Source organism: Pseudocolwellia antarctica, from assembly GCF_049933045.1.
Lineage (GTDB): Bacteria > Pseudomonadota > Gammaproteobacteria > Enterobacterales > Alteromonadaceae > Pseudocolwellia.
Window position 1 is genome coordinate 632,143 of record NZ_CP187926.1, and the last position, 18,720, is coordinate 650,862.

At 37.2% G+C, this 18,720-nt stretch carries 20 protein-coding genes; 15 read left to right on the plus strand and 5 right to left on the minus strand.

Translation table 11 applies throughout. The features are described from left to right. Positions 1–482 precede the first annotated feature (482 nt). The gene (locus tag ACPUVN_RS02790) at positions 483–1,403 is read left to right on the plus strand and encodes a patatin-like phospholipase family protein (protein WP_426369920.1); all 921 of its coding nucleotides are present in this window, start codon (positions 483–485) and stop codon (positions 1,401–1,403) included. 89 nt (positions 1,404–1,492) lie between these two features. On the opposite strand, the gene ACPUVN_RS02795 is transcribed toward ACPUVN_RS02790, so the two are convergent. The 4 genes from ACPUVN_RS02795 to ACPUVN_RS02810 form a co-directional block, all read right to left on the minus strand. Further along, positions 1,493–2,356, minus strand: coding sequence for a hypothetical protein (locus ACPUVN_RS02795; protein WP_426369921.1), 864 nt, complete (start codon positions 2,354–2,356; stop codon positions 1,493–1,495). A 10-nt stretch (positions 2,357–2,366) separates the two neighbouring features. Then, a complete protein-coding gene (locus tag ACPUVN_RS02800; RefSeq protein WP_426358119.1) occupies positions 2,367–3,407 on the minus strand; it encodes a LysM peptidoglycan-binding domain-containing protein in 1,041 nt (346 codons plus the stop codon). A gap of 144 nt (positions 3,408–3,551) precedes the next feature. Next, positions 3,552–4,289 (minus strand): dienelactone hydrolase family protein, encoded by a 738-nt coding sequence (locus ACPUVN_RS02805; protein WP_426369922.1) that lies wholly within the window; start codon positions 4,287–4,289, stop codon positions 3,552–3,554. 35 nt (positions 4,290–4,324) lie between these two features. After that, positions 4,325–4,975, minus strand: coding sequence for a sulfotransferase (locus ACPUVN_RS02810; RefSeq protein WP_426369923.1), 651 nt, complete (start codon positions 4,973–4,975; stop codon positions 4,325–4,327). A gap of 302 nt (positions 4,976–5,277) precedes the next feature. Here ACPUVN_RS02810 and ACPUVN_RS02815 point away from each other — a divergent pair, with 302 nt between their 5' ends. From ACPUVN_RS02815 to ACPUVN_RS02840, 6 genes are all read left to right on the plus strand, one after another. After that, on the plus strand, positions 5,278–6,066 hold the full coding sequence (locus ACPUVN_RS02815) for a DUF3450 domain-containing protein (RefSeq protein WP_426358116.1): 789 nt from the start codon (positions 5,278–5,280) through the stop codon (positions 6,064–6,066). Positions 6,067–6,089: 23 nt separating this feature from the next. Then, the gene (locus ACPUVN_RS02820; RefSeq protein ID WP_426369924.1) at positions 6,090–7,475 is read left to right on the plus strand and encodes a MotA/TolQ/ExbB proton channel family protein; all 1,386 of its coding nucleotides are present in this window, start codon (positions 6,090–6,092) and stop codon (positions 7,473–7,475) included. A 3-nt stretch (positions 7,476–7,478) separates the two neighbouring features. After that, on the plus strand, positions 7,479–8,006 hold the full coding sequence (locus ACPUVN_RS02825; RefSeq protein WP_426358114.1) for a MotA/TolQ/ExbB proton channel family protein: 528 nt from the start codon (positions 7,479–7,481) through the stop codon (positions 8,004–8,006). Positions 8,007–8,132: 126 nt separating this feature from the next. After that, positions 8,133–8,546 carry an ExbD/TolR family protein gene (locus ACPUVN_RS02830; RefSeq protein WP_426358113.1) on the plus strand — a complete coding sequence of 138 codons (414 nt, stop codon included), beginning with the start codon at positions 8,133–8,135 and terminating at the stop codon, positions 8,544–8,546. A 5-nt stretch (positions 8,547–8,551) separates the two neighbouring features. Next, positions 8,552–9,169, plus strand: a complete 618-nt coding sequence (locus tag ACPUVN_RS02835) for an energy transducer TonB (protein WP_426360583.1) — start codon at positions 8,552–8,554, stop codon at positions 9,167–9,169. 9 nt (positions 9,170–9,178) lie between these two features. Continuing rightward, the gene (locus ACPUVN_RS02840; protein ID WP_426358112.1) at positions 9,179–10,492 is read left to right on the plus strand and encodes a tetratricopeptide repeat protein; all 1,314 of its coding nucleotides are present in this window, start codon (positions 9,179–9,181) and stop codon (positions 10,490–10,492) included. Positions 10,493–10,617: 125 nt separating this feature from the next. On the opposite strand, the gene suhB is transcribed toward ACPUVN_RS02840, so the two are convergent. Then, a complete protein-coding gene (gene suhB / locus ACPUVN_RS02845) occupies positions 10,618–11,421 on the minus strand; it encodes an inositol-1-monophosphatase (protein WP_426358111.1) in 804 nt (267 codons plus the stop codon). Positions 11,422–11,910: 489 nt separating this feature from the next. On the opposite strand from suhB, the gene trmJ reads away from it, so the two are divergent. The 8 genes from trmJ to hscA all read left to right on the plus strand — a co-directional run bounded on the left by trmJ (position 11,911) and on the right by hscA (position 18,718). Continuing rightward, entirely contained in the window at positions 11,911–12,666 is a 756-nt protein-coding gene (gene trmJ, locus ACPUVN_RS02850; protein ID WP_426360582.1) for a tRNA (cytosine(32)/uridine(32)-2'-O)-methyltransferase TrmJ, read from the plus strand. A gap of 35 nt (positions 12,667–12,701) precedes the next feature. Continuing rightward, positions 12,702–13,511 carry a serine O-acetyltransferase gene (cysE, locus tag ACPUVN_RS02855; RefSeq protein WP_426358110.1) on the plus strand — a complete coding sequence of 270 codons (810 nt, stop codon included), beginning with the start codon at positions 12,702–12,704 and terminating at the stop codon, positions 13,509–13,511. A gap of 179 nt (positions 13,512–13,690) precedes the next feature. After that, positions 13,691–14,203, plus strand: coding sequence for a Fe-S cluster assembly transcriptional regulator IscR (gene iscR, locus ACPUVN_RS02860; protein WP_426358109.1), 513 nt, complete (start codon positions 13,691–13,693; stop codon positions 14,201–14,203). Positions 14,204–14,239: 36 nt separating this feature from the next. After that, on the plus strand, positions 14,240–15,454 hold the full coding sequence (locus ACPUVN_RS02865) for an IscS subfamily cysteine desulfurase (RefSeq protein WP_426358108.1): 1,215 nt from the start codon (positions 14,240–14,242) through the stop codon (positions 15,452–15,454). Positions 15,455–15,553: 99 nt separating this feature from the next. Next, positions 15,554–15,934 carry a Fe-S cluster assembly scaffold IscU gene (iscU, locus tag ACPUVN_RS02870; RefSeq protein ID WP_426358107.1) on the plus strand — a complete coding sequence of 127 codons (381 nt, stop codon included), beginning with the start codon at positions 15,554–15,556 and terminating at the stop codon, positions 15,932–15,934. Between the two features lie 16 nt (positions 15,935–15,950). Beyond that, positions 15,951–16,274 carry an iron-sulfur cluster assembly protein IscA gene (gene iscA / locus ACPUVN_RS02875; protein WP_426358106.1) on the plus strand — a complete coding sequence of 108 codons (324 nt, stop codon included), beginning with the start codon at positions 15,951–15,953 and terminating at the stop codon, positions 16,272–16,274. Between the two features lie 27 nt (positions 16,275–16,301). After that, the gene (gene hscB, locus ACPUVN_RS02880) at positions 16,302–16,829 is read left to right on the plus strand and encodes a co-chaperone HscB (protein ID WP_426369925.1); all 528 of its coding nucleotides are present in this window, start codon (positions 16,302–16,304) and stop codon (positions 16,827–16,829) included. Between the two features lie 14 nt (positions 16,830–16,843). Then, positions 16,844–18,718: a Fe-S protein assembly chaperone HscA gene (gene hscA / locus ACPUVN_RS02885; protein WP_426358104.1), complete on the plus strand. Its 1,875-nt coding sequence runs from the start codon at positions 16,844–16,846 to the stop codon at positions 18,716–18,718. The last annotated feature ends 2 nt before the right edge of the window (positions 18,719–18,720 follow it).

Below are 18,720 nucleotides of genomic sequence, written 5' to 3' on the forward strand. Positions count from 1 at the left end.
TTTTTGAGAATGTAAAATGGATGTTTTTACATTCGGTCAAGGAAATAGCTTCTTGAAAGTTTTGTTTCAAGGCTTTGTTTTTAATTCGAATTTATCTAATTTTTATCGTTTTGTCACATTTGGATTTAATACATATTACCTTAAGTCCTATTGTCTAATATTTCCATACTTCAACCTTTAAGTTCCCGATCTTTTATTATCTAGTGATCATGTCATTCCTTTCTTTTCTTTTCATAATAATTCATTTATCTGAAGCTAACATGTTTGTATTTCTCAATTTTTAAAATGTGCGTGGTAATTCTATTTTATGGAATGTTGTTATCTATTTTTATGTTTTTACTGAATGTGACTGTTACGTAATAATAGATACACAAAAGTAGCAAGCATCAAGAATGCGAGTTTTACTTCAATTTATATCCCAACAAATGTTATTGGCTAGTTTAGCTATCTAAGGCATTTACCCCTTACTTATTGAGAATATTATGAACGCCGTCGACTTTTACTATGAGAACAAATGTACAACGTCTGACCCAACAAAGGGGTTAGCATTGGTTGCTGAAGGTGGCGGACAAAGAGGTATTTTCACGGCAGGTATTTTAGATAGCTGGTTAGTTAAAGATTTTAACCCTTTTGATTTGTTAATAGGGACATCTGCTGGCGCGCAAAACTTATCGAGCTACATGGCTAAGCAAGTGGGTTATGCTAAAAAATCTATTATGGAGCTATCAAGTCATCCACAATTCTTTAATCTTAAACGCTCTTTTATTGGTGGCAGTTCAGTCAACTTAGATTGGTACTTCAATCAAGTGAATAGTGCTTCTCATAAATTAGATATTGAAGAAGCTAAAGCTCAAATGAAAAACCGTCGAATATTATTTTCTGCAACTAATGCTAAAGATTTAAGTCCGTCATTTTTCGAACCAGAAAATGATGATTGGCTAACACCATTAAAAGCATCTAGTGCTTTACCTTATTTATACAAAAAGGGCGTTAAAGTAGGTGAAGACTTTTACGTAGATGGCGGAGTAGCGTCACCTATACCTATTCAAGAGGCTTATTCTCAAGGCGCTAGAACGGTTGTAACCATTAGAACCGTTCCAACAGATTATTCGGCTAAAACACAGTGGGCGCATAAACTTAAAAAGTCATGGGTATGTAAAACCAATAAATGTCCTAAAATATTAGACATTATTACCGAGCATGAAAACTCGTATGAAAATGCTGTTAGCTTTATAAAAACACCACCCAAAGGCTTAAAGGTTATTGAAATATCACCACCAAGACCATTGTTAAGTAAGTTAGTTGGGAGTAGCTATGAAGCTTTACAAGCTGATTATGAAATGGGATTAATGGTGGGGCATGAATTTTTAAAGAACTTCAGTTGTGAACTGCTTAATAGTTAAAATATTTAACTATAACTACAGACACTTTAATTGTACCTAAAATAAAAAAACAGCCATTGATAGGCTGTTTTTTTATTTAGAGCATAAGTTTATTGTTCTTTAGGGTAAATAATAGTCGGTTTCATTTTAGAGGTATCTACATGAATGACATCTGTTATTGTTTTAAATTCATTGGGTGCAGCTACCTGTTCAAGTGCTGAACCACTGAATAAGTTTTTCATGTCTGGTGACTGTCTAGAATAAGCATTAATAAATAATCGTAACTTCTTTGCCACCAAAGGGTATTGTTTAGCTAATTCTATAAGTTCATCGGTCCTAGCAAAAACAAATTCAGCGTAGGTATTAAAATCATTTTCTACTGAGGTTGTAGCATAATTATTTAAAAAACCATTTTCATAATCTATTGGTTCGTAGTTATCAGCAAGCGCTTCTTTATCTGTAACCTTAGCTTCCCAATTTTTAGGCATTAAATCTCCCCAAAAGCGAGTAATAACAAAGCTTTTATGATAAATAAACGAACTTAATTCATGATGTACACCATATAATGCCGAGTTGTAATTTGACTCACCCGAAGAGTCTATCGTAGAAGCAACAATAATCCACGAATACTGATATGTTCCACCAGCTTGCATACCATCAAAAAACATGTTTCCAGCGATAAATATAGCGTCAATTTGTGATGAAACAAAATCATCAGGATAAGCTATTAATGCATCTTCAACACCTCTTAGCGACTCATCTAAACTGCTTTGTTCTGCAGAAAATATTTCACCATCAGACATTTTCGCATTTAATTGCGTATAAGGAGGTACAAAAAAGGTTGCTGGATCACCTGTACCAATAACTATATTATGAGTTTTAGCCAATCGTTCCCGTTTATCTTCAATGCTTTCGCTAGGCGTACATGCGGTTATCAACAATACCGATAACAAAAACATAAAATATTTATGCATGGGGTATCGTTTAGTGTGCATATATTACCTTACCAGCAGGAACAACCGTTATACTCAACCTTGTTGTAACAGGTAATAATGCTCTTGGTGCAATGATTGTTGCTCCTCGCCATAACGTAGCAGCACGTGCATACATAGTTGCTGCTGCTGCAAAAGACACGGGATCATCTGCAACCCCGACTCCCAAAGTTAAAAAATCTTCAACTATAGTGCCTACAATTAAAAGGGAAGCTGCTACAACTAAACCCGTTGCAATTTCTTCATTAGAAAAATTGATTGTTGATTCAGGAATTGGTTCATTTGAACTTGGTGAATTATCACGACGAGATCCTGATTTAGGTGTTACCTCAATGCTAATACTGACGTTAGCTCCGATATAATTAAAATCGCCAATATTACCTTTTAATTCAGGTAGTTTTATTTCGTATTTGATTTTAGGGATAGGCGAGTTTGAGTCAGCCACAATACCAACTGAGGTAGTTGGAATATTAGGTGTATTACTTTTGGCTATTAAGCTCATGTCTAATTTTACTTTACGAGTGTTGTCATCGTAATTAACTGTCATGTCAGCTAATAAGGTACCAAATGCTGTATTAGCTGCATGTGTCGCTTTAGCCTCAAGCTCACCATTATTTGTTACATAGGTAATAGGTAGGCTTTCTTTACTTGTTAATACGACATTACCTGTCATTTTAACTTCAATAATTGCTGCAGGATTAACTATTGGTGGCAAGACAAGTTCTTTTAAATTATATTGTATAGCAAAAGGGGTTTTTATATCTTCTAATTGTTGCTTTAAGGGTTTTGGTACATTTGATTTGGGAAGCGTTTTTTTACTTTTTGTTTCTTGAAAACCAGTGATCGGTAGTGCTATTTTTTGCCCAGGATAAATAAGATCAGGGTTAGTTATTCCTCGACCAGTGCTAGCAATAACAGATTTTCGATTATTGTATTTCCATAAGCGTGGCCATTCGTGTGGAGAACCTAAGTACTTTGCCGATATATCCCAAAGTGTATCACCGCTTTTTACAATATAAGTATTCGTTGTCATTAATTTTATATCCCTATAATAGTTAAGTTAAATCCTTTTTAACGCGAAAAATTATATAGAGAATGGTTATTAAAGTCTAGCAACATGTTTTCAATATATGACTCATACCCAAAAGCCCAAGTTATGACTTTAATAACTCTCATTTTAACTTAGTTTACGTTTAAATAACTCAACCGACATTAAGTACACTTGGATCGCTAATGCGGCATCGTAACGTTCGCCTTCGTCTCGCATAAATGCATGTTGCGCATTAAACTCGTGCCAAGTGAAGGTGTTCTTACTTTCAAGTAACTTCTTATGGATCTTCATTCTGCCTTCATCTGGCACATGTGGATCTTGCTTGCCCCAAATCATTAATAATTCACCTTTAATATCGGGTGTACGAGTAAATGAATCATTATTTTCATTACAAGGTAACGTATTAGAATGTATATCGGTCGCGTATAAACATGATGCTGCTGATATGTTTTCATTTAATGCAGCGCGATAAGCTAAATGTCCACCAATACAAACACCCATAGCACCGACTTTGCCTGAGCAATTATCTAAAGTGCGAGCAAAGTCGATTAATGTTTGCGTATCTGAATCGTGATCCTCTAGAGGCTTTGCCCATTTATCTGCATTACCTTTGTCTTTGCCTGCATCGTCGTAACCTAAAACGGTGCCAATAGGATTCAGCTCATGAAATACTTCGGGCACCAATACAATAAAACCATGACTAGCCATAATCGCTGCACTTCTCGCAATAGGAGCCGTTTGTTGAAATATTTCAGAATAGAAAATAATGCACGGATAATTACCTTGTTCTTCAGGTTGATAGATTGTGGTGCGCATTACACCTGTAGGAGTAGATAAATCTTGCTGGCTGTTGGTGATAATCATCGTATGTTAATCCTTTAATGCTCTATTAAATAAGTTTATGAAATATGGTTTAAGGTTGAGCTACGTCCATTTTTAGTTGAATCAATTTTATGTGGATGTTTTAAATCTTTCCAAGCGGTAACTTTTCCACCCTGATTAAGTACAGGGAAACCTGACCCTGTGTGTTCATCTTGATAACTTTCTTTATCTAAAAAGCTTAACAACTTTTGATAATCATCAGGTTTTGAAATATCGATAAATAACACCGAATAAGCTTGTTGCTCAAAAAACTCGGTTACCGCTGCCTTATGTTTGTTGTAACAGGCGATAAGAAATTCATCATCGTTAATGTTTTCTAAGGTAAAAGGTGAAAATATCTCACCGTAACAACGTTTAATTATTGGGTTGAAGCCACCGTCATCACGTACAACATTATTATACATACGTAGCAATAACTGTTTTATGGAAGGTACCCATTTTTCAGACTCTCGCGTTAAATAAATAAACTGACTGTTAGGGTAGTAATGAAAAAGCTCTTTGTAGTCATTAAAGATTGGTGTATCGGCTAGCGCATTGGCTTTTTCGAATGTGGTTTGAGTATAAGCGGTATGAGCCACATGATAGTTAAGAGAAAGTAAGGTTGAACAAATACTGGTAGTGCCTGTTCTAGGCAGTCCCAAAACGAAAACTTTGGTGAGTTGATTCATATTAATTTATTCATACCTGTCTTATATCTTTCAAGAGGGAAAATCTTAGCAATAAGCCCGTATTTTAGGGCAAAGTTACAACTAACACTATCTGAAATACACTTTATTATTCCTTAACGTATTCTGCTTATTTCCCTCATGCCTCGTTAACTTCCTGTAAATACGGGACTCCCTGTAAAAAAAATGTCACGTAATTGTCATTTAATAAATCTGCAACATTGATGAAACCTAGTTGTCATATTCGACCTTTAATATACGCCCAATTATAGAGTTATATTGAATTTCAACATAAGGTTTTTACTATGAAATTGTCTACTTTGGCCAAAGCAAGTTTGCTTTTAAGTGCAAGCGCACTAAGCCTCTCAACATTTGTAAACGCTGCTTCAGCAAATGAAGAACCATTATCACAAGTTGTAGATGCTGGAAAAACAATTAATGAATCAGCAAATAAATCTCAACGTCGTGTAGATAACATCAGCGAACAAATTCAAACCAAACTTCAACAATTCAAAACAGTTAATAAAGAAGTTGATGGTTTACGTGTTTACAACAAGCAAATGAATACTCAAATCGACAATCAATTAACAGAGTTAGATCAGTTAGCGGTTTCAATGGAGCAAGTCAGCATTATTGAACGTCAGGTTTCACCATTAATGGCGCGCATGATTGATACATTAGAAGCTTTTGTTGATTTAGATGTGCAGTTTTTGCCAGAAGAACGTACCAAACGTATAGCGGGTTTACAGAAAATGATGGAGCGTGCCGACGTTTCAGTATCTGAGAAATTTCGCCGAGTACTAGAAGCTTACCAAGTTGAAGTTGAATACGGACGCACCATTGAAGCGTACAACGGTTTATTAACGGTTGATGGTAGCGAACGCGATGTCGACTTTTTACGTATTGGCCGTGTGAGTTTGGTCTATCAAACACGTGACGGACAAAAGCTAGGCTTGTGGAATAACGAGACTAAGTCTTGGGATGAACTTCCTGCTGAATATCGTTCAGACATTAATAAAGGTTTACGTATTGCTCGTAAACAACTTGCCCCAGATTTAATCATTGTGCCTGTAGCGCAAAACTCAGCCGAATAAATACGGTAATAGGAATTATGAAAATGAAAAAATTAAGCCAATTTTTTTCACTGGTTGTATTAGCTGCAACAGCGCTAAGTGTAACAACGGGTGCAACTGCTCAAAATGCTTCATCTCTTGATGATTTATTAAAGCAACTTGAGCAAGGTAACATTGCACAAACTGAACAAAATACAGCACGTGAAGCCGAGTTTAATGCTAAAAAATCTGAACAAGATCGTTTACTTAAGCAAGCTAAAAATACACGTGATAACGAAGTACAACTAAGTACAGAGTTAGAAGCGACGTTCCAAGATAACGAAATCGAATTAGCCAATAAATCTGACGCGTTAACTAAACGTATGGGTGAATTAAAAGAGTTATTTGGTGTACTTCAACAGGTAGCTGGCGATACCAGAAGTAAATTTCAAACTTCAGTGGTTTCAGCTCAAATTGCTGACCGTGGTGTGTTTTTAGATGACTTTGCGCAAAGCATGGGTTCATCATCAAAACTTGCCTCAATTGAAGAAATTGAACGTTTATGGTTTGAACTACAACGCGAAATGACTGAAAGCGGCAAAGTACATAAGTTTAGCCGTGAAGTTGTAAAAGTTAACGGCGAAAAAGTTAAAACTGACGTAGTGCGTGTTGGTGGCTTTAACTTAGTGTCTGACGGTAAATATTTAGAATACGTAGATGAAACCGGCAGTGTTGCTGAATTAATTAGACAACCATCAGATCGATACCTATCAAGCGCTGCAGAATTAACGTCAAGTGCGTCTAATGTCGTACCTTTCGCATTAGACCCAACAGGCGGTTCAATCTTAGGTCTTCTAGTTCAAGCGCCTAACTTACAAGAACGTATAGATCAAGGTGGCTCTGTAGGTTATGTGATTTTAGCGATAGGTTTAATTGGTTTATTAATTGGTGTTGAGCGTTTTATCTCATTAACCATTATTGGTGGCAAAGTTAACAGCCAACTTAAAAACACCACAGCGTCTAAAAACAATCCTTTAGGTCGAGTGATGTTAGTAAAAGACGAGAACGACAGTGCTGATGCTGAAACCTTAGAGCTTAAATTGTCTGAACGTATCTTAAAAGAAGTACCGGTTCTTACTACTCGCTTAACCTTTATCAAAATTATTTCAGTAGTGGCCCCGCTTATCGGTTTACTTGGTACGGTTGTCGGTATGATTAACACCTTCCAAGCGATTACTTTATTCGGAACAGGTGACCCTAAACTGATGGCTGGTGGTATTTCACAAGCTCTTGTTACTACCGTATTAGGCTTAGTTGTAGCTATTCCAATGGTATTTATCTCTACCATTTTAAATACACGTAGTCGCGGCATTATTAACATTCTACAGCACCAAAGTGCAGGTATTTTAGCTGAGCGTTTTGAAGCTGAAAAAACAGGTAAAGGAGCGTAAATCATGATTTTATTCATCGAGATGATGAATAGCATTCGTGAGTTTCTTGATACGGGTGGGCAAGTTCTCACCGTTATCGCCTTTGTTATTTGTTTGATGTGGCTCTTAATATTTGAACGTATGTACTTCTTTTTACGTAGTTATAAATTCGTAAAAGCTGACATGGTTCAACGTTGGGAAAGTAGAGCAGACAAGCGCTCTTGGAGTGCTGAGCAAATTAGAATAGCAAACGTTTCAAGAGCAACTGAAATGCTAAAGCAAAATGTACCGCTTATTCAAAGTTTAGTTGTTTTATGTCCGTTATTAGGTTTATTAGGCACAGTAACCGGCATGATTGAAGTATTTGATGTAATGGCGATTTCAGGTAGCGGTAACGCAAGATCCATGGCATCGGGTGTTTCAAGAGCAACCATTCCAACAATGGCTGGCATGGTAGGTTCATTATCGGGTGTATTTGTTGTGACCTGGTTACAGCGCAAAATAAAGCGTAGAACTCAACAGCTTGAAGATAGTTTGCCATTGGCTCATTAAGCTTTATTAACAAGCTAAATAAGTCGCTACACCAGGAAAAAACATAATAAATTGCAACCTTGCTCTTATTCATAACATTGAAAGAGCAGGGGATTTACATAAAAGTTCACAGTAGGGTAGAAAAACATGCGTTCTCAATTATCACAAGTATTGCAAGAACAGGAAGAAGCAGAAGAAATTAATATGACACCTATGTTAGATGTTGTTTTCATTCTATTAATATTCTTCATTGTAACCGCTTCATTTGTTAAAGAAGCAGGTATTGAAGTTAATCGACCTGAAGCCGCAACAGCCGTTAAAAAAGAGCGTGCTAATATTTTAGTCGCTATTAGCGAAACAGGCGAAATTTGGATCAACAAACGTCGTGTTGATGTACGTGCAGTTCAAGCAAACATTGAACGTTTAAAAGCTGAAAACCCGCAAGGTACTGTGGTTATTCAAGCAGACAAAAAAGCCACAACCGACGTATTAATTAAAGTCATGGATTCAGCTCGTGCTGCGGGTGTTTACGATGTTTCAATTGCGGCGCAAGAGGCATAACCATGATGAATAAAAGTGGTCGTTATTTATTTGGCTTAACTTTCGCTGTTGTTGTTACCTTTGCTTTATTGTGGGGAATGCAGGCACTTATTACTGGTGGAAACAATGCTTTAACTGAAGCTCCGCGTGGTAATGTGCTTGATTTTATTCGCTTAAAGAAAGAGCAAGATGTAACTAAGAAAGAGCGAAAACCACAAAAGCCAGCTAAACCAAAAACACCGCCACCACCTATGGTGCAACCACAAATGCAACAAGCTAATCCAAATGCTGATGCAGTAAGCTCAAGCTTTGCTGCTGATATTCAAGCCGATGCGTCTTTAGCAGGTGGTTTAAGTTTAGATACAGGCGATGGCGATTACTTACCTATTGTGAAAGTAGCTCCAATATATCCACGCAGAGCGCAATCAAGAGGTATAGAAGGTTACGTAATTGTAGAGTTTATTGTAACTAAAACAGGTGCAGTTCGTGACCCTGTAGTGATTGCCGCTGAACCTGCAAGTATATTCGACCGAGCAGCTATGGACGCTGCACTTAAGTTTAAGTACAAACCACGAGTTGTAGATGGTGTCGCAATGGAAGTTGCAGGTGTACAAAATAAAATATCGTTCCAAATTGGAGAGTAGGAGAGAGTTATGATTAAAAAATTATCATTACCACTATTATCAGCAGCTTTACTTTTTAGTGCCTCAAGCGTGATATCCAACGAACTTGGTGGAACAATAGCGCAAGCACAAGAAAATGCGGCAACCAATGACACAGTGAAAGTACCAGCTATGCGTAATCGTGTTTACACTCAATTAGCACGTGCACAAAAGTTAGCTGATGAAGGTAATAAGCAAGAAGGCTTAGCGGTATTAGACGAAGTAAAAGATCGTATCAGTAGTTTGAATAGCTATGAGCAAGCAATGCTTTGGAATTTTTATGGTTTCATGTATTACGGTAGCGACAACTTACCATTAGCGATAGAAAACTTTGAAAGAGTCGTTGCTGAAAAAGCTATTCCTCTTTCGTTACGAACATCGACATTATTTTCGTTAGCGCAATTATCAATGCAACAACAAAACTATGATCAATCGCTAAACTATTTAGAGCAATGGCAAAAAGTTAATACTAAACCATTAACCAGTACCCAGCAGATGTTATTTGCTCAAATCAATTATCAAAATAAAGACTACAAAGCGTCACTTAAGTATGTAAATGAAGCGATAGAACTTGCCTTAACAAAAGATGAAACACCAAAAGAAAACTGGTTTATCTTACAACGTGCAAACTATTACGAATTAAAGCAGCCTGAAAATGTGGTTAAAGTTATAGAAGATTTGATACGTTTTCACGATAAACCAAAATACTGGATACAGCTCAGTGGCATGTATGGTGAAGTTGGTGAAGAAGAGAAACAGCTCGCCGTTATGGAAAGCGCTTATCAAGCGGGTTATGTAACAACTTCACAAGACATTATTACACTCATACAGCTTTATCGTTTTCATGGTGTACCTTACAAAGCCGCTAAGCTATTAGCTAAAGCTATTGAAGATGGAAGCGTGGCAGCTGAAGAAAAGTATTTAGATATGTTGGCGCAATCTTACATTGCCGCTAAAAATGACGAGAAAGCCATACCTGTACTTGTTAAAGCCGCAGAAATTGCTGAAACGGGTAAGTTTGACGCTTACTTAGCTCAGTCATACCTTAATCTTGAAAATTGGGATCTAGCGATAACATCAGCAAAGAAAGCCATTAAACGTGGTGGAGTTGATCGTTTAGGTAATATGCATTTAGTGATTGGTATGTCTAACTTTAATTTAAAAAAGTTTGATGAATCTTTAATGGCTTTTGAAGATGCACAGAAGTTAAAAGAAACCAGTAAAACAGCTGAACAGTGGTATCAGTATGTTAAGCGTGAACAGAATGCACACATGCAGTTAGCTATGTTGAATAAAGCAAGCTAGATAAATAAAGCTAACCAATAAAAAAGGCCAAAGAAGTTTCCCTCTTTGGCCTTTTTTTATATCTATTTCTCGTCCAGAAATGAGTCTTGTTTTGGAATAACTCAATACGTTATTCCACGTGCAAGTTACTTACTTAATGCTTCACCTAAGTGAGGACGAATATCTTTTAGAATTTCTTTAGCTAATCTTGGGCCTGCAGCAACAATGTTGCCAGACGCAGTGTGATTATGACCACCAGTAAAATCTGTTACTAGTCCGCCAGCTTCAATCACTAATAATTCACCTGCAGCAGTATCCCAAGGTTTTAAACCTATTTCGAAGAAACCGTCTACACGACCTGCAGCAACATAAGCTAAGTCTAATGCAGCAGAACCACTACGACGCATGTCAGCAGTTTTTGTGAATAAAGATTTGAATATATTTAAATAAGCATCAGTGTGTTGCTTACATTTGAATGGGAAACCAGTAGCTAAAACAGTACCGCTTAATTCTTTAAGAGGTTTAACTCTCAATTTAAAGTTATTTAATTGAGCGCCTTTACCACGGCTTGCAGTAAATAGTTCACCACGAATTGGATCATAAATTACAGCTTGGTCTAACTTACCTTTAACTTTTAATGCAATCGAAACTGCAAAGTGAGGAATGCCTTTTACAAAATTGGTTGTGCCATCAAGCGGGTCGATGATCCATTGGTAATCGTCGTCTTTACCTTTCAAAACACCACTTTCTTCACAGATAATTGTGTGATCTGGGTATGATTTACGAATCGTTTCAATAATCGCTTCTTCAGCGCTTATGTCTACGTTAGTTACAAAATCATTTGTGCCTTTTGATTGAACTTCAATTTTATCAACTTGCTCAAACGCACGAACAATTACTTTTCCAGCGACACGCGAAGCACGTATAGCGATATTAAGCATAGGATGCATAACAACTACCTTATTTTATAAACAGCATTTTAAAAGAACGAGAAACTTGAACGCAGAGCGAAAATCAAGCGGCGCAAAGTATAGCAAAATAAATAATCTATAGCGACAAAATTAATTTAAACAGCCCAACAGTAAAATATAAGTTTAGCCTAATAAGGAATAAGTTTTAATTAAACGATACAAATCATGTTTTTAGTTTTATCGTTTTATTGTTACTAGTTGTTTTTTCATAAACTAACTTCGACTAAACAAGTACTAAACGCAATAAAGAAGATGATTTTTGTCAGTACAAGGGAGATCTTCTGTGATAACATTATTTCATAATTGTATACGTAACTATCCACTGGATCCTGCATCATCAAGCAGATCGAGTATTAATAGGTAATTCCATTCAGGTTTCTTCAATAACTTTCTGTAAAAGTTTAAACAAGCCCTAATGTAAAAATTAAATTACCTAAATATTGAGAGTAATAAATAATGCCAAGTTCTTTGTTAGATAATGTACGCATTGTCTTAGTAAACACATCTGATTGTCGTAATATTGGTTCTGCAGCAAGAGCAATGAAAACAATGGGTCTTAGCCAACTAGTATTGGTAGACCCTATTGAAATGCCAAATGGTCAAGCGCAAGCATTAGCTGCTGGTGCAACTGATGTTTTAGCGGGCGCTAAAGTAGTAAGTACATTAGAAGAAGCCATAAGCGATTGCGGTTTAGTTGTTGGCACAAGTGCTCGTTCACGTACTTTACCTTGGCCAATGTTAGAGCCAAGAGGATGTGGTGCAAAGCTTATTGAAGAAGCAAATAACTTTCCAGTTGCTTTAGTTTTTGGTCGTGAAAGTAGTGGTTTAACTAATGATGAACTACAACTTTGTCATTTCCATGTACAAATACCAGCTAACCCAGAATACAGCTCGTTAAACTTAGCGATGGCGGTTCAAACATTAAGTTATGAAGTACGCACGAGCTTTTTAATTGCTGAAAATGCTAAATATGAGAAAGCTGAAGCACCTGTAGCAAAAGCTGAAAATGCTGAAGATGAAGAATACCCAGTAATAGAAGAAACTGAGCGTTTATATCAACATTTTGAAGATGCTTTAAAAGCCACTGGTTTTATTGTGCCGAGTCACCCTGGTTTAGTAATGACTAAGTTAAGGCGTTTATTGAACCGTGCAAGACCAGACAATAAAGAAGTTAAGATGTTACGTGGCATGTTAGCGTCAGTAGAGCGCGCAGCAAAAAAATAAAGCCTAATTACAGAATGATAAGTAAAGGATAAATTATGTTCAGCCGCATCAAAGAAGATATCAACAGTGTCTTTGATAGAGATCCAGCAGCACGTACTTCATTTGAAGTATTAACAAATTACCCTGGTATGCATGCAATATGGATACACAGGCTAAGTCATAAGCTATGGAAAGCTGAATGGAAATTGTTGGCGCGTTTGCTTTCAACTTTTTCGCGTTGGTTAACAGGTGTAGAAATTCATCCAGGCGCTACCTTAGGTAGACGCTTCTTTATCGATCATGGCATGGGTGTTGTGATTGGTGAAACCGCTGAGATTGGCGACGACTGTACTCTATATCACGGTGTTACCTTAGGTGGCACAAGTTGGAATGCAGGCAAACGTCATCCTACGTTAGGTAATAATGTGGTTATTGGTGCTGGCGCTCAAGTTTTAGGCCCTATTACTATTGGTAATGGCGGCAAAGTAGGTTCTAACTCAGTCGTTGTGAAAAGCTTACCTGATAATGCTACCGCTGTTGGCATACCTGCTCGTATTGTAAATCTTAACAAAGCTGAAACAGAACAGTCTGAACGAGAAAAAGCTGCGAGAAAATTCGGCTTCGACGCTTATGCTATTTCTGGTGATAATCCAGATCCTGTTGCAAAAGCTATTGGTCGTTTACTCGATCATATTCATTTAATGGACACTAAAGTGGAAGACTTGTGTAAAGAAGTTAATCAACTGGGTGGTAACGTTTGTCAGCGATCTTTACCTGAGCTACGCGTTGGTGAATTTGTTGAAGACGAGCTCAATGCAGCTAAACGAAGAGAATCTGTCGTTAAAGCCTTTGATCCACAAATTTAACATTCTATTTGTAAAATTCTCCTATATATCATAAACATAAATACCTGAGTAAATTAGTCAGGTATTTATGTTGACTCTCATTTTATCTCGCGTAAAATACTTGACTAGATTACTTGGTTATTAAGTTGACTATTTTACAAGGTATTGTAAAATGCGCAGCAAAATTACAGGAGAATAGAATGAAATTGACTTCAAAAGGGCGTTATGCGGTTACTGCAATGCTTGATGTTGCCATTCATGCTGTAACTGGACCTGTATCATTAGCAGATATATCTGAACGTCAAGGCATCTCATTATCGTATCTAGAACAATTGTTCTCACGTTTACGTAAACATGGTTTAGTAAATAGTGTTCGCGGTCCTGGTGGCGGATACCGTTTAGGTAGATGTTCAGCGCAAATTGCTGTAGCCGATGTTATTTGTGCCGTTGATGAAAGTATCAATGCAACAAAGTGTTCAGGACAAGATAACTGCCAAGGCGGTGATCAATGCTTAACTCATTCATTGTGGGAAGATTTAAGCTTTCGTATAGAAGAATTTTTACAAAATATTTCATTGTCTGAATTAGTTGAACAAAGAAGTGTTAAAGCTATTTCTCAACGCCAAGACAATATTCACAAGCAAAAACGTGACAGTAATAATTCGAACAATATTTTAATTTCGACCCAAAGTATTTTACCTGATTTGCAATAATATTTGCCGATCTATTAAGTTGGAGAGTGTTAGCTCATGAAGCTTCCTATTTATTTTGATTATTCAGCAACTACACCTGTAGACAAGCGTGTAGCTGAAAAAATGATGCAGTATATGACTACCGATGGTTTTTACGGTAATCCAGCATCTCGTTCACACAAGTTTGGTTGGCAAGCAGAAGAAGCAGTAGATGTTGCTCGTAACCAAATTGCAGATTTAATTAACGCCGATCCACGTGAAATTGTATTTACGTCTGGTGCTACTGAATCTAACAACCTTGCTATTAAAGGCGCAGCTAACTTTTATTCTAAAAAAGGTAAGCACATCATTACATGTAAAACTGAACACAAAGCTGTTTTAGATACATGTAGAGAATTAGAGCGTCAAGGTTTTGAAGTTACTTATTTAGATCCTGAATCGAATGGTTTAATTGACTTAAAAAAATTAAACGACGCGATTCGTGAAGATACTATCGTTGTAAGCATCATGCACATAAACAATGAAATTGGTGTAATACAAGACATCGCTGCAATTGGTGAGATGTGTCGTGCTAGAAAAATTATATTCCACGTAGATGCTGCACAAAGTGCGGGTAAAATATCTATCGATATGGAACATCTGAAAGTTGACCTTATGTCATTTTCAGCACACAAAATTTACGGTCCTAAAGGTATCGGCGCATTATATGTAAGTCGTAAACCTCGTGTACGTTTAGAAGCACAAACTCACGGTGGCGGACATGAGCGTGGTATGCGTTCAGGTACACTTCCTACTCACCAAATCGTTGGTATGGGTGAAGCTTTTAGAATCGCTAAAGAAGAATTAGAGCAAGATTGCGTTCATGTAACTAAAATGAGAGATCGTCTTTGGGCTGGTATCAGCACAATGGAACAGGTTTTCATTAATGGTGATGAAGAACAGCGTTACCCAGGCAACTTAAATGTGAGTTTCAACTTTGTTGAAGGCGAATCATTAATTATGGCCCTTAAAGATTTAGCGGTATCGTCTGGTTCAGCATGTACATCAGCAAGTTTAGAGCCTTCATATGTACTACGTGCATTAGGTTTGAACGATGAGATGGCGCATAGCTCAATCCGTTTCAGCTTCGGTCGTTTTACAACTGAAGAAGAAATTGATCACGCAATTAACATCATTCAACAATCAATCGGTCATTTACGTGACATGTCTCCACTTTGGGAAATGTTCCAAGATGGTATTGATTTAGATTCAATCGAATGGGCTGCTCACTAGTTAGCACCTATAAACAAGTATTGTTTACAGACTTATTATTTATCTTCACAGGCTTAAACGCTTAATAATAAGTCACTTAAACAACTTAGGAGAAATATCATGGCTTATAGCGAAAAAGTAATCGATCATTATGAAAATCCTCGTAACGTTGGCTCTATGGATAAGAATGATCCAAGTGTAGCAACGGGTATGGTTGGCGCACCAGCATGTGGTGACGTAATGAAGTTACAACTTAAAATCTCTGCTGATGGCATTATTGAAGATGCTAAATTCAAAACTTACGGTTGTGGTTCAGCTATCGCTTCTAGCTCATTAGTTACAGAATGGGTTAAAGGTAAGTCTATCGACGAAGCTGCAGAAATTAAAAACACTGCGATTGCTGAAGAGTTAGCATTACCACCAGTAAAAATTCACTGTTCTATTTTAGCTGAAGATGCTATCAAAGCAGCGATTGCAGATTACCGCACTAAAAAAGCATAGTTAAAGAGGTACTAGTATGAGTGTTACAATGACTCCTGCAGCTACTGAACGAGTACAATCGTTCATGGTTAACCGAGGCAAGGGCCTTGGTTTGCGCTTAGGTATAAAAACTACAGGTTGTTCTGGTTTAGCATATGTACTTGAGTTTGTAGACGACCTTAATGAAGATGATGAACTTTTTAGCATTAATGATGTGAACATAATCATTGATGCTAAAAGTTTAGTATACCTTGATGGTATCGAATTAGACTTTATTAAAGAAGGCTTAAACGAAGGTTTCAAATTCACAAACCCTAACGCAAAGGGCGAGTGTGGTTGTGGTGAGAGCTTCAACGTTTAATTTTTTGTATATAGAACTGGATTTATAGTGAATTATTTTCAATTATTTGGTTTAAACGACCAATTTGATCTCGATACAACAAATTTAGCTGAAGTTTATCAATCTTTGCAAAAAACGGTTCATCCAGACCGTTTTGCCCATGCTTCTTCTCAAGAGCAATTACTTGCTGTTCAAAAGTCGTCAATGATCAACGACGCATATCAAACATTAAAAAAACCACTAACTCGAGCAACTTATCTTGTAACGTTGCGCGGTACAGAAATGCCTAACGAACAAGCGTCGTTTGGAGATACCGCTTTTTTAATGCATCAAATGGAATTACGTGAAATGTTGTCTGAGATAAAAGAATCAGATGATATCGAAGCCGCAATATTTAATGCAGCTCAAACGTTAGATGAAGAATACCAACAGCTATTTAATATCATGCAAGCTCAGATAAACGAGAATACCCATGAAAGCAACTTGCTAGCGAGCGACAATCTACGCAAACTTAAATTCTATCAAAAACTTCAAATAGAGTTAGATCGTCTCGAAGACACTCTATTAGATGATTAATTAAAAGATCCCCTATGGCTTTATTACAAATTGCAGAACCAGGACAAAGTACAGTTCCACACGAACACAACCTAGCAGCAGGTATTGATTTGGGTACAACCAACTCACTTGTTGCCAGCGTTAAAAGTGGTGTGGCTGAAACCTTACAAGACGAACAAGGTGTTGATATTCTTCCTTCAATCGTTAGCTACCAAGCTGACGGTATATTAGTAGGTAATAGCGCAAAAGCATTTTCAGTGAACGATCCTGAAAATACCATTGTTTCTGCAAAGCGTTTAATTGGCCGTTCGTTAAGTGACATTCAATCAAAATATCCGTCATTACCTTATGACTTTTGTGGTGATGATAATCATCCAGAAATAAAAACACGTCTTGGACAAATCAACCCAGTTCAAGCCTCAGCCGAAATACTTAAAACATTAGTAGCTCGTGCTGAAAGTGCATTAGGCGGAGAGCTTAAAGGTGTTGTAATTACAGTACCTGCTCATTTTGATGATGCACAACGTCAAAGTACTAAAGACGCTGCTAAATTAGCAGACGTAAAAGTATTACGCTTATTAAACGAACCTACAGCAGCAGCGGTTGCTTATGGTTTAGATACTAAGCATGAAGGCAAACAACAAGGTGTTATCGCAGTATATGACCTTGGTGGCGGTACGTTTGATATTTCAGTATTACGTTTAAATAAAGGCGTATTTGAAGTATTAGCTACGGGTGGTGATGCAGCTTTGGGCGGCGATGATTTCGACGTGACTTTAGTAGACCACCTTATTGAGCAAGCACAGCTTAGCCGACCTTTATCACGTAAATTAGAGCGTCAGCTGTCTCAACAAGCATGTAATGCTAAAGAACAATTAAGTCAAAGTGATTCAACCGATATCAACCTAGTGTTAGAAAACGGTGAGCAATGGCAAGGCACTTTAACTAAAGAAACTTTTAATGGTTTAATCTCAAGCTTAGTGAATAAAACACTTCGTGCTTGTAAAAGAACTTTGAAAGATGCTGAAATAACAACAGAAGAAGTACTTGAAGTTGTTATGGTTGGTGGTTCAACAAGAGTACCTTTAGTGCGTGAAGAAGTAGAAAAGTACTTCAAGAAAACACCACTTACGTCAATCGACCCTGATAAGGTTGTTGCTATAGGCGCAGCTATTCAAGCAGATATTCTTGCAGGTAATAAACCTGATAGTGATATGCTGTTACTTGATGTAATTCCACTGTCACTTGGTTTAGAAACCATGGGCGGATTGGTTGAAAAAGTTATCCCAAGAAACACCACAATTCCTGTAGCAAAAGCACAAGAATTTACCACCTTTAAAGATGGACAAACAGCAATGGCTGTTCATGTTTTACAAGGTGAGCGTGAATTAGTAGAAGACTGTAGATCGTTAGCACGTTTTGAACTACGTGGTATTCCAGCAATGACAGCAGGCGCTGCACATATTCGTGTAACCTTCAAAGTTGATGCCGATGGCTTGTTACAAGTATCAGCAATGGAAAAATCTACAGGTGTAGAATCAAGCATCGAAGTTAAGCCTTCATTTGGACTAGAAGAGCATCAAATAGCTTCTATGCTAAAAGCCTCTATGAGTAATGCTCAACAAGACATAGAAGCTCGTATGGTGAAAGAACAACAAGTTGAAGCTGCTCGCGTAATAGAATCAGTTCAGTCAGCAGTTGCTGCAGATGGTAATCTATTAAGCGAAGATGAAGCTAATGTTATTAATGAAGCCATCACTGCTTTAAACAAAATTATACAATCAGATGTAGCTGACGATATTGAATCAGCTATTGAAAAATTAAACGAAAGCACTGCTATTTTCGCTGAAAGACGTATGGATTCATCCATCAAAACAGCATTAGCAGGTCATTCAGTAGACGAGGTTTAGTG